At 54.7% G+C, this 12,226-nt stretch carries 9 protein-coding genes; all 9 read left to right on the forward strand.

The annotated features are described in order from the left end of the window. Window positions 1-24 precede the first annotated feature (24 nt). The 9 genes from PVT68_RS15520 to PVT68_RS15560 all read left to right on the forward strand — a co-directional run bounded on the left by PVT68_RS15520 (window position 25) and on the right by PVT68_RS15560 (window position 12,166). Window positions 25-2,229: an alginate lyase family protein gene (locus PVT68_RS15520; RefSeq protein WP_280319559.1), complete on the forward strand. Its 2,205-nt coding sequence runs from the start codon at window positions 25-27 to the stop codon at window positions 2,227-2,229. Window positions 2,230-2,249: 20 nt separating this feature from the next. Next, window positions 2,250-2,591 (forward strand): cupin domain-containing protein, encoded by a 342-nt coding sequence (locus PVT68_RS15525; protein WP_280319560.1) that lies wholly within the window; start codon window positions 2,250-2,252, stop codon window positions 2,589-2,591. Between the two features lie 14 nt (window positions 2,592-2,605). Then, on the forward strand, window positions 2,606-3,901 hold the full coding sequence (locus PVT68_RS15530; protein WP_280319562.1) for an MFS transporter: 1,296 nt from the start codon (window positions 2,606-2,608) through the stop codon (window positions 3,899-3,901). A gap of 61 nt (window positions 3,902-3,962) precedes the next feature. Next, a complete protein-coding gene (locus PVT68_RS15535) occupies window positions 3,963-4,712 on the forward strand; it encodes an SDR family NAD(P)-dependent oxidoreductase (RefSeq protein WP_280319563.1) in 750 nt (249 codons plus the stop codon). A 38-nt stretch (window positions 4,713-4,750) separates the two neighbouring features. After that, window positions 4,751-5,707, forward strand: coding sequence for a sugar kinase (locus PVT68_RS15540; protein WP_280319564.1), 957 nt, complete (start codon window positions 4,751-4,753; stop codon window positions 5,705-5,707). Window positions 5,708-6,051: 344 nt separating this feature from the next. Then, window positions 6,052-8,946 carry a TonB-dependent receptor gene (locus PVT68_RS15545; RefSeq protein ID WP_280319565.1) on the forward strand — a complete coding sequence of 965 codons (2,895 nt, stop codon included), beginning with the start codon at window positions 6,052-6,054 and terminating at the stop codon, window positions 8,944-8,946. A 183-nt stretch (window positions 8,947-9,129) separates the two neighbouring features. Beyond that, entirely contained in the window at window positions 9,130-9,789 is a 660-nt protein-coding gene (locus tag PVT68_RS15550) for a carbohydrate binding domain-containing protein (RefSeq protein WP_280319566.1), read from the forward strand. Next, window positions 9,714-10,952, forward strand: a complete 1,239-nt coding sequence (locus tag PVT68_RS15555; protein ID WP_280319568.1) for a polysaccharide lyase family 7 protein — start codon at window positions 9,714-9,716, stop codon at window positions 10,950-10,952. The genes PVT68_RS15550 and PVT68_RS15555 overlap by 76 nt, the downstream gene beginning before the upstream one ends. Before the next feature lie 164 nt (window positions 10,953-11,116). Then, window positions 11,117-12,166, forward strand: a complete 1,050-nt coding sequence (locus tag PVT68_RS15560; RefSeq protein ID WP_280319570.1) for a polysaccharide lyase family 7 protein — start codon at window positions 11,117-11,119, stop codon at window positions 12,164-12,166. Window positions 12,167-12,226: the final 60 nt, after the last annotated feature.

A 12,226-nucleotide genomic window follows, 5' to 3' on the forward strand; every position in this document is an offset into this window, starting at 1 on the left:
AAACTTCTATCCCGGAAACACAAAATGCCCGCTGCTGGCGCCGCGCTGGGCATCTTCGCCGCTATAGTGGCTATCAATCCGCTAGTGGTGTTTGCCGCGGAGCATCCCAACCTGGTGATCAGTGCTTCCGACATTGATGCCATGCGGGGAGCGATAACAATCCCCGGGCGTTTCCGCACGGCATTTCTGGCTTCACGAACTGCTGTGGACCGCGCATTGCAGGCGCCTCTGGTGGTACCGGTGCCGGCCGATGCGGGGGGTGGCTATACCCATGAGCAGCACAAAAAGAATTACCAGTTGATGTATAACGCTGGTGTGCTGTATCAGATCACCGAAGATCCAAAGTATGCAGCGCGGGTGCGGGATATGCTGCTGGCCTACGCAGAGCTGTATCCCGATCTTCCATTGCACCCCAAGCGCCGCCCGGGGGCCAACAATCCCGGCAAGCTTTTCTGGCAGAGCCTGAATGAGGCGGTGTGGCTGGTGTACACCATTCAGGCTTACGATCTGATTCGGCCGGCACTGACCGATCAGGAAGCAGAAAAAATTGAGCGGGGCCTACTGCGCCCCGTGGTCAAGTTCCTGTCTGTGGGCTCTCCTGATACATTCAACAAGGTACACAACCACGGTACATGGCTAACCGCGGGTGTGGGCATGGCCGGTTACGTTCTGGATGAACCGGAATGGGTTGAGCAGGCACTGCTGGATCTGGATAAGTCCGGCAAAGGCGGTTTCCTACGTCAGTTGAGCACCCTGTTTTCACCCGATGGCTACTACAACGAGGGGCCCTACTACCAGCGCTACGCGCTGATGCCTTTTGTGACCTTCGCCAAGGCCATCGACAACAACCAGCCGGAGCGGGGCATCTTCGAGTACCGTGACGGTATCGTGATGAAAGCCATCGATACCACCATTCAGCTCAGCTATAACGGTCTCTTTTTTCCCTTGAACGATGCCATCAAGAGCAAGGGGATCGACACTTCGGAGCTGGTGCTCGGCGTGGCCATCGCCTATGGCGAGACGGGGAATCCGCAGCTGTTGGATATTGCTGCGCAGCAGGATCAGGTTCTGTTGACCGGCGATGGCCTGAAAGTCGCGCAGGATCTCGATGCCCGCAAGCAGCAGCCTTACCGGTTCAAGTCCATGGCATTCCGTGATGGTAAGGACGGCAACGAAGGCGCACTGGTGGTAATGCGCCAGCAATTCAGCGGTGATCAGGCGCTGGTGTTCAAGCCGGCGGCCCAGGGCATGGGGCACGGACACTTCGATAAGCTAAGCTGGCAGTTCTACGACCGCGGTGCAGAAATTGTTACCGACTACGGCGCAGCGCGCTTTCTCAACGTGGAAGCAAAAAACGGCGGCCGCTACCTGCCGGAGAATGAAACCTGGGCCAAGCAGACCGTTGCCCACAACACCGTCGCTGTGGATGAAACGTCTCACTTTGACAACGACTTGGGATTCGCCAACCGGCATCACCCGCAATTGCAGTTGTTCCATGTGGATGAGCAGATAAAAATCAGTGTGGCAGATATCGACTCCGCCTATCCGGGTGTCACGCTGAGTCGCACCCTGGCACTGGTAAACGACCCGCAGAGCCAAACTACCTATGCGATCGACCTCTTTGATGTGACGGCGGACAAACCGCGCAAACTGGATCTTCCGCTTCACTACAATGGCCAGCTGGTGGATACCAGTTTCGAATTGCGCGGCTTTACTGATCGTATTTCCGCGCTCGGAGAAGATAACGGATATCAGCACCTCTGGCTAAAAGCCCGCGGCAAACCCGACTCCGGTCTTGCCCAGGTGACCTGGCTCAGCGACAACGGTCGTTTCTATACCCAGTCCAGTCTGGTGGATGGAAAAACCGAATTGCTGTTTACCGAGCTTGGCGCTAACGATCCGCATTTTAACCTTCGCGCCGAAAAATCCTTTATTGCCCGCCGCGATAACGCGCGTGAACACACTTTTGTCAGCGTGCTGGAGCCCCACGGCGAATACAACCCTGCGAGGGAGTTTACCCTGCAAGCGGAGAGTCGCGTAAAGGGGTTAATCCATGAGGTTGTTGGTGATGTTCGCTTGCTTGCGATTGAACGCCAGAATGGCAATATCCAGCTACTGGCATTCAACAGTAATCCGGCGGCTACACAGGCGACAGAAAATACATTCAAATTCGGCGGTGCTGAATACGCGTTCAGCGGTCGCGCCAAACTTTTTCAAATTTCTCATTAAGATTTTCCGCGGAGGAAGTTATGCCCGCTACTGATGCATTTGTACAGGCCCAGGATGTTGAGGTGGAAGACCTCGGCGGCGGCATCAAACGACAGGTTCTCGGACACGACGACAATCTGATGGTCGTACGTGTGTGGTTTGATGAGGGCAGTATCGGCTATGTACATAAACACCCGCACACCCAGGTGAGCTATGTAGAAAGCGGTGAGTTTGAAGTGCAGGTAGATGGTCGCAAGAAGCTGCTGAAAGCGGGAGATAGTTTTTACATTGCGCCGCACCTGGAGCACGGCGCGGTGTGTAGAAAAGCTGGTGTTTTGCTCGACACCTTCAGTCCTTGTCGGGAAGATTTTCTGGGAAAATAACCGGGATAATAATAATGAAGAACTTACGTTGGACCATTGTGTCTCTGGTAGCACTGGCTACCATTATCAACTATATCGACCGCACCGCGCTGTCAGTTATGTGGCCGGGAATCGCCGACGATCTTGGTATGGATAGCCATGATTACGCGAACATCATGAGTGTTTTCCTGGTCGCCTACGCGGTTGGCCAGGCGGTATTTGGTCGCATATTTGATGCCGTCGGTACGCGGCTTGGTTTTCTGCTGTCTATTGTGGCGTGGTCTATTTCGATTGCACTACACGCCTTGGCTGCCTCCGTGGCATCCTTCAGTATTTTTCGCACCCTGCTCGGCTTCAGTGAAGCTGGTAACTGGCCTGGAGCTACCAAGGCGAACGCAGAGTGGTTTCCGGCTCGAGAGCGCGCGTTGGCTCAGGGTATCTTTGGCGCTGGCGCCTCCGCGGGCAGCATTATCGCCCCGCCGCTAGTCGCTTTCCTGTACGCCTTTCTGGGCTGGCAAGCGACATTTATTGTGGTGGCACTGCTCGGTTTTATCTGGTTGGTGCCATGGCTGATCGTTTACAAGAGTGGCCCCGATACGCACCCCTGGATTACCCCAGAAGAACGTGAACTGATTCTTTCCGGACAGATCACGCCGGAGAAAGAACATGACGAATATGTGCCAACCCTGCGCGAGCTGCTTTCCCATCGCCAGAGCTGGAGTGTGATTTCGGCGCGCTTTTTCATCGAGCCGATCTGGTGGTTGTTTGTGGCCTGGCTGCCGCTCTATTTGAATGACAAGTTCGGTTTTGACGTCAAAGCGATCGGCGCCTCCGCATGGATTCCTTACTGCGGTGCGGCCGCGGGTGCGCTGTTCGGTGGCTGGCTGTCCGGCAAGCTGATCAGCAGCGGCTGGAGCGTGAATAAATCGCGGAAATTTGCCGTGCTTTTCGGCGGTTGCTGTATGCTGCCGGCCCTGCTCGCCACCACGGTGGCGGCCACGCCTGCGGCGGCGCTGGCGCTGATTACCGTGATCCTGTTTGGTTTCCAGGCAGCCATCAACAATATCCAGACACTGCCCAGTGATTACTTTTCTGGCAAGAGCGTGGCCAGCCTTGCCGGTATCAGCGGCGCGGTGGGTGTGATCAGTGTTATTACCGCGATTCAGCTGGTTCCGATCATTACCAACGATGGTACCTACTATCCGCCATTCTTCATTCTCGGTGCTTCTCTGGTACCGCTGATGTTGATCTCAGTCTTGTTTGTTGGGGGGCGCATCGCACCTGTGCGCAGCAAACACGAGAAAAAGACGTTCGCTGAAGCGGCGAACTAAATCTAACTTGAAAAGCTCTTCGATAAAGAATCGGAACACAAAATTACAGTTAGGAGTAACTATGAAACTTCAAGGTAAAGTAGCCATCGTCAGCGGTGGGGCACGGGACATCGGTAAAGCGGTTTCCCTGAAGCTGGCGGCAGAAGGTGCAAAGGTAGTAGTCAACTACTTCAGCAATGCGCAGACTGCGGAAGAAACCCTGGCGGAAATCAAAGCAGTCGGTGGTGAAGCCATCATCGCTCAGGGCGACATGACCAAGCAGGCTGATGTGGATAGCGTTGTTGCTGCCGCACAGGAAGCCTATGGCAAAACCATCGACATTCTGGTGAATGTGGCGGGTGGTATGGTAGAGCGCAAAACCCTGGCTGAAATGGACGAAGATTTTTTCAACAAGGTGATCGGCCTGAATCTGAACAGCACCTTCCTGCTGACCAAAGCGGTTGTACCGCACATGGATGGCGGTGCCATCGTAAACCTGGCTTCCCAGGCTGGCCGCGACGGCGGCGGCCCCGGTGCTTCTGCTTACGCCACTTCCAAGGGAGCGGTAATGACCTTCACTCGCGCCATGGCGAAAGAGTTGGGTCCGCAGAACATCCGTGTTAATTCCCTGTGCCCGGGCATGATCAGCACCACCTTCCACGACACATTCACCAAGGACGCAGTACGTGAAAACGTGGCCAATGCCACCCCGCTGAAGCGTGAAGGTAAAGCGCCGGAAGTAGCCGATGCGGTTGCCTACCTGGCCTCCGATGAAGCGTCATTCATCACCGGCACCAACATCGACATCAACGGCGGTCTGTTCTTCTCCTGATTCCGGGGAAGAACTTCGAGGTACACAGGTGGAACACCATGGATAAGCGCATCGCAATCATCGGCGAATGTATGCTGGAGATGAACCTGGATAGCGATTGTCGCAGCCATCACAGTGAGCGCCGCTTGAACGCGGGGCTCTCGTTTGGCGGCGATACTTTGAATACCGCGTTGTATATGTCCAGGCTCGGCGCCAGTGTCGATTATGTGACTGCGCTGGGAGATGACCACCTGAGTGACTGGATGATCCGCCAGTGGCAGGCTGAAGGAGTCTGCTGCGATCTGGTAAAGCGTGAGGTGGGTGCAACGCCCGGGCTTTACCTGATCGAGACCGATGGCAGCGGCGAACGGACGTTCCACTATTGGCGAGACCGCGCGCCGGCGAAACGCTTGCTGGACAATCCTCAGGCAGCGCGACAACTGTTTGATCAACTTAAGCAGTTTGACGCGGTTTATCTTTCCGGTATTTCTCTTGCCATTCTGTCTCCATACGGGCGCGAATGCCTGTTCGATTTTCTCGCGGAATTCCGCCATGGCGGTGGGCGGGTAATTTTCGATGGTAACTACCGGTCGCGACTGTGGGGAAGCGAAACACTGACCCGCAAAGCGTACGAGCAGATATTGCGGCTTACCGATATCGCGCTGCCCACGTTTGAAGACGAACAGGCGTTGTTTGGTGACGCGGATACGGAGGCCACCGTTGCGCGGTTGCAGGCGTGGGGCGTGGGGGAAATTGTCTTGAAGCTGGGCGGTGACGGCTGCCTTGTGGTGGAGCGCAATCGCGATCCGCAACGGGTTGCGGCGAACAAGGTTGTGCCGCTGGATACCACGGCGGCGGGGGATTCGTTCAATGCGGGTTACCTGGCTAGCCGCCTTGCCGGTAGTGGTGCTGAAGCAGCGGCGCGCACTGGGCACAGGCTGGCGGGGACGGTGATTCAATATCGCGGCGCCATTATTGCTCAGGGCGCTATGCCCGAAAATGCAGAAGTTGCCTGATGGTGACAGTGATGCGAGTGATTTTGTAAGCGGCCACGGGCCGCTTTTTTATTGCCTTTGATATCTTGTTAAATTCTTGTTAACTGCTATCTGTCATAACTATTGGTTAGACCTGTTTGTGGGCTTAAGGCTGAAATCATAAATATATAAATATGCGCCTTTTTATTTTTCGATATTTTTAATGAAAAATAGTATTTAAAACAATAATTTAACCCTTTTTTTCAAATCTATCTTACCAATGTTGCTATCCAGTAGTGTTGACAGATTTTTCGGTAAGGGTTTAACTCGCGCTGCTATCTGCTAATAAAAATAAAATTGTTCTTATAATGAGAGGAAACCTTTAAATGGATAACAATAAGAAGTTTAAGGCGTTCGATAAGCAGGCCGCGCTGAGAGACCTCAGTGTGTTGATGCTCTCCACTTCCGCTATGGCATTCGCCCCCATGACGTTCGCACAGGCTGACGGTGCTTCTGCTCTGGAAGAAGTCGAGGTTACCGGTATCCGCGCCAGCCTCGAAGCCGCCGCCGACGCCAAGCGCAATGACGCCCGCGTTGTCGACGCGGTCGTGGCGGAAGATATCGGTAAGTTGCCTGATAACAACATTGCCGAAGCCCTGCAGCGTGTTACCGGTGTCTCCATCAATCGCGATTTTGGTGTGGGTTCCGAAGTTTCCATTCGCGGTCTTCCGCAAAACCGCGTGGAGGTAAACGGGCGCTCGCTGTTGGGCGATACCCGTAGCGGTATTGATTTCCAGGATTTTCCCGCGGACTTCCTGTCAAAAGTTGAAGTTGTTAAATCCCCAACCCCGGAAATGATTGAAGGCGCCCTTGGCGGTACTATCAGCCTGCACACCGCCCGCCCTCTGGACCTTAATGCGCCACTGGCCTCCATCTCCGTTCAGGGTGAGTATGCAGATAAGGCCGACAACTGGGCGCCCATTTTCAGCTCCGCGGTTGGCGACAGCTGGGATCTGGGAGACGCCGGTACCTTCGGTGCCATGGCATCAATCTCCTACCAGGATCGCACCCTGCGCCGCGACGAATCACTGGTGCAGTTGGCGGTTGGGCAAGTTGATTTCAATAACGACGGTGTAATTGATGCCGCGGATGCTGCGAAAAACACACCCAGTGGCAACTATATTTACGCGCGCGAGCACACTTACAACCCGCGTACCGAAGAGCGCGAACGCACTGCATTCAATGTTTCCCTGCAGTGGGCGCCGGCCTCTGAAAAAGGCCAGTTCTACCTGGACCTGAACACTACCGAGCGTAGCGGTAGTCAGGAAACCTTCTCTCTGCTGCACATCAGTGGCGATCCGGTAGTCATCCCCGGTGTAACCTACGAGGATGAAAATGGACAGCTGCAGAACTTCACTACGGAAGGTGTTCAACCGATCCAAACCGCCGGTTCCAGCTTCCGCAGCACCGATGCATTCAGCCATGCGTTCGGTGGCGAATGGAGCTTCACTGACAAGTTGACCGTTAGTGGTGAATACTCCATCGCAGAATCTGACAGCTATACCCCGTTCTCCGAGTTCCGTTTCCGTGGTACCGATCGCGCGCTCGAAGGGCAGGGGCACCCGGATGAAAACCAGTGGTATATACCGGTAACCTTTACGAACAGTAACAACGGCGCGCCGGTCGTCGACTTTGCCGATGGTTACGTATTTACCGACCAGCAGAACCAGGCGTTCCGTCGTTATGAAGACACCCGCACTTACGTCGTGAACAATGAAAATGCCTTCCGCTTTGACCTGGAATACGCCGAGCCCTTTGGGCTGGATTGGGTATCCGCCGTCAAAACCGGTGTTCGTGTCACCAGCCGCGACTATGAACAGAACATCTATCAGTTTCGTGTTACCAATATCTTCAAAAACCTGACGGATGCCGACGGTAATCCGGACATCATCTGGATGGAAGATATTGCTGCGCAGTTCCCAAATGCCATTACCGAGTACGACTTCTCTGGCGATGCGTTCGAGCATTCCGGTATGAGTGGCGCATATGATCTGGCGAAAGTCACTGCTTACGATGTTGGCCTGCTGCAAAACCACCAGGCTTCCTTCGATATCGTCAAGCAATTGCTGGCCGGAACCAATATGGAAGTTACCGGTAGCCTCAGCGACAACCTGGCGTATCAGGAAAGTGGCTACTCTGAAGTGAACGAAGAGACCTCTGCCATGTACGTGCAGGCCGAACTGGACTTGGGGAATGTAAGTGCCATTGTCGGCGGTCGTTACGTATCTACTGATATCACCTCGCGAGCCTATCAAGATGGGGATATCACTAAAGGTGGTTCCAGCTATAACGATTTCCTGCCCAGTCTGAACGTAACCTGGGATGTAACCGAAAACACGCTGATGCGTTTTGCCGCCGCCAAGGTGATGCGCCGTGCGGACTTCAATCAGCTAAGCCCTGCCTACGTTTATCGGGATGCCTACATTGCCGCCAGCCGCGGTAGCCCCGAGTTGGAACCCTATCGCGCAACCCAGTACGACATCGCTGCAGAGCACTACTGGGGTAGTAACATGGTTTCCGCCACACTCTTCTTCAAGGACGTTGCTTCTTTCACCGAGCCTACTTTCGCGTGTGAAAACCAGCCGGAAGTCGTCAGCACCCAGACCAATACCTCTGATTACGACAAAATCTGTCTGTGGCAGGCAGATGGTATTCAGTATGCGAACGCCAACACGCCGATTTCAGAAATGGGGATTCTTACCGACTTTATTACCAACGGTGAGGACGGCAAGGTCAAGGGATTTGAGCTGGGTTACCAGCAGGCATTTGACTTCCTTCCGGGGCGTTGGTCCGGCCTCGGTATCAGCGCCAACTACACCTACGCTGACAGCGAAGACCCGAACGGTGTGCCTCTGCCGGACATTTCCAAGAATACCTTCAACACTCAGCTGTATTACGAGTATGACGGTCTCGGTATCCGTCTGGCCTACACGTTCCGCGATCGCTTCCTCGACGAAACACAAACCAAGCGCGTACTGCCGCTGGGTGAGCTGGTGCAAGGTCCCGGTTCCGACGACCCGACACTGGGTAACGACTACCGCGAAGATCTCGTGCAACTGGATCTCTCCGCAAGCTACGACGTGACTGAGGATATTACGGTTATCGCGAACGTCACTAACCTGACCGCAGAACCCACCATCAACACCGGTACCAACGGCACCGCTTTCCAGATTATGGAGAACGACCGTCGCTTTGTACTGGGTGTGCGCGCCAAGTTCTGATTATAGAAACGGGTCGCCGGCTCATTGTCGCTGACCCGTTTTCTATTGCGTCCCTTTTTTTCTGCAGTATCGGGCTCCTCAGGTTTCGCTTGAAGTTCTGCGGTGCCTGCGGGTCCCACAAACCCGCAGCAGTCAGCATTCGCTGTACCCATCCATGCCCTACATAAAAATAAAGAGGGTCCAATGAAACGTTGTAAAAATAAAATAGCGATGAAATTTGGTTGTGCTGCCGCCTTGTCTGTCTGTATGGCAAGTGCCAATGCATCCATTCAAAATCCTGGCTTCGAAAGTGACTGGGATAGCTGGGAAGATACCGACCCGTCGGCGATTTCCAGTGTTGCTCAAAGTGGCGGCAAGTCGGCAAAAATCTCCGGTAGTGGTGGCCGCGTGGAGCAGCAGGTTTCTGTCAGTGCCAATACCAACTACCGGCTCAGCGCCTATGTGCTCGGTGCCGGTACCGTCGGCGTTGAAGTTGGCAGCAGTACCATCGATACCAGTGCAGACAGCTCCGACTGGCAGAAATTGGCGGTGGAATTCAATTCGGGCAGTGCCATCAGTGTAACCGTATTCGGTGCCTATAACGGCGACGAGGGGCGCCTTGATACGTTGCCCTCGAAGACCTGGGCGCGGGCTCCGGCAGTTCCGGTGGTTCCAGCAGTGGCTCAGGCGGTGGCGTCTGCTCTCCCGGCAGCAATCTTGCCATTGCATCCGCGTCGGACGGCGGCGGCAACGATGGCCACGACCCGGGTAACGCCATCGACGGCAGCTTGTCTACGGAGTCCCGCTGGTCCTCCCAGGGTATCCAGTGGATCACGCTCGATCTCGGCAGTGTGCAGCGTGTAGAAGGCGTGGATATTGCCTGGTACAAGGGGGGTCAACGCGTGAGCTTTTTCTCCGTTGAAACCTCTACCGATAACAGTAACTGGACCGTGGTTTTGTCCGCAGGGCAGTCCAGCGGCAACAACGCCGACCTGGAAAGCTACGATGTCACAGATACCAGTGCCCGCTATGTGCGTATCACCGGTAGCGGCAATACCGCCAATAACTGGAACAGCATTCTCGAGGTGGATGTGATTGGCTGTGGTGACGGCGGAGGTTCTTCCAGTTCAGGCTCCGGGAGCTCCAGTTCAAGCTCTGGTGGCTCCGGTAGTGGTACCAGTTCCGGGGGAAGCCTGGATCCGAATCTGCCCCCATCCAGCAATTTCGACCTCAGTGCGTGGTACCTGAGCGTACCCAGCGACAACGATGGCAATGGCAAGTCCGATGACATCAAGGAAGCGGAGCTGAACAGCGGCTACCAGAACAGCAGTTACTTCTATACCGCTGCCGATGGTGGCATGGTGTTCCGCTGTCCTATCGACGGATACAAGACCTCTTCCGGTACCTCCTATACCCGTACCGAGTTGCGCGAGATGCTGCGGCGTGGCGATACCAGTATCAGTACCCAGGGCGTGAACAAAAATAACTGGGTATTCGGTTCCGCGCCTTCTTCGGCACGAAATGCCGCTGGCGGTGTTGACGGTGTACTGCGGGCAACTCTTGCGGTAAACCACGTAACTACCACCGGCGACAGCAGTCAGGTCGGCCGTGTGATCGTTGGTCAGATCCATGCCAACAACGACGAACCGTTGCGCCTGTACTACCGCAAATTGCCGGGCAACAGCAAAGGCTCTGTGTACTTTGCGCACGAGCCCAATGGTGGCAGCGACAACTGGTACGACATGATCGGCAGCCGCTCCAGCAGCGCTTCCAATCCATCGGACGGAATCGCCCTGGATGAAATCTGGAGCTATGAAGTCAAGGTTGTGGGTAACACGCTCACGGTAACCATCTTCCGAGACGGCAAAGACGACGTGGTGCAGATTGTGGACATGAGCAACAGCGGTTACGACGAAGCAGACCAGTACCAGTACTTCAAAGCCGGCGTATACAACCAGAACAATACCGGCAATGGCAGTGACTATGTACAGGCGACCTTCTATGCACTGGAGCAGACCCACGACTAAGGTTCAATTCACCTTCCGACCAGCGCGTGATACAGGCGGCCTTACCCCCAGTGTTGAACGATGTATTAAAGGGGTCGCCTGGTGAAAGCTTTCCGGAGTGGGTCGGTCCATTTTTTGCCGCTCCGGGTTTTTTGTTTATAAAAAATTATCGAGGTCATTCAAGTATGGTATTGGAAAAACTTCGCGGTCTTTCGAAGCGATTCCTGTGTGTAGTTACTGTTGGCTTGTTTATCTCAGGCTGTGCTGGTGGCGATGGCAGTAATGAAATCATTACGGGTGGCAGTTCATCCAGCTCCAGCAGCAGTTCTGGCGGTAGTTCCAGTTCAAGTTCCAGTGGCTCGGGTAGCAGCTCGGGCTCGAGTAATGGCCTGAATCCCAATCTGCCGCCGTCCAGTAATTTCGATCTGGCTGACTGGTACCTGAGCGTACCCAGCGATAACGATGGTAACGGCAAAGCAGACTCCATTTACGAAGGTGAGCTGAACAGCGGTTATGGAAACAGTAGTTACTTCTACACCGGCGCAGATGGCGGCATGGTGTTTCGTTGTCCGGTCGCCGGTTACAAAACGTCGACCAACACTTCCTATACCCGCTCGGAGTTGCGCGAGATGCTGCGCCGCGGGAATACCAGCATCAGCACTCAGGGGGTCAATAAAAACAACTGGGTATTCGGTTCGGCCCCGGCTTCCGCTCGCCACGCGGCCGGTGGCGTCGACGGTATTCTGCGTGCGACTCTGGCGGTAAACCATGTCACCACCACAGGCGACAGCGGCCAGGTAGGTCGGGTCATTATCGGGCAGATTCATGCCAATGATGACGAGCCGGTGCGGCTCTACTACCGCAAGTTGCCGGGCAACAGCAAAGGTTCGGTTTACATCGCTCACGAAATCGAAGGTGGCGATGATACCTGGTATGAAATGATCGGCAGTCGCTCCAATAGCGCTGCCGACCCAATGGATGGTATCGCCCTGGGCGAAAAATTCAGTTACGAAATCAAGGTGGTGGGGAATACCCTGAGCGTGACCATCTCTCGCGAGGGCAAGGCGAAAGTGGTAGAGGAAGTGGATATGAGCAAGAGCGGTTACGATGTTGCCGACCAGTATCAGTACTTCAAGGCCGGTGTGTACAATCAGAACAACACGGGTGATGACTCTGATTATGTGGAAGCGACGTTTTATTCACTGCAAAATACCCACACAGGTTACAGTGATTAGGGAGGCTTTACTCCAGTATTGACACACGCTTTGCCGACAAAAAAGCCCGGTTGGCGCTCC

This window comes from Microbulbifer bruguierae (assembly GCF_029869925.1).
GTDB classification, from domain to species: Bacteria; Pseudomonadota; Gammaproteobacteria; order Pseudomonadales; family Cellvibrionaceae; genus Microbulbifer; species Microbulbifer bruguierae.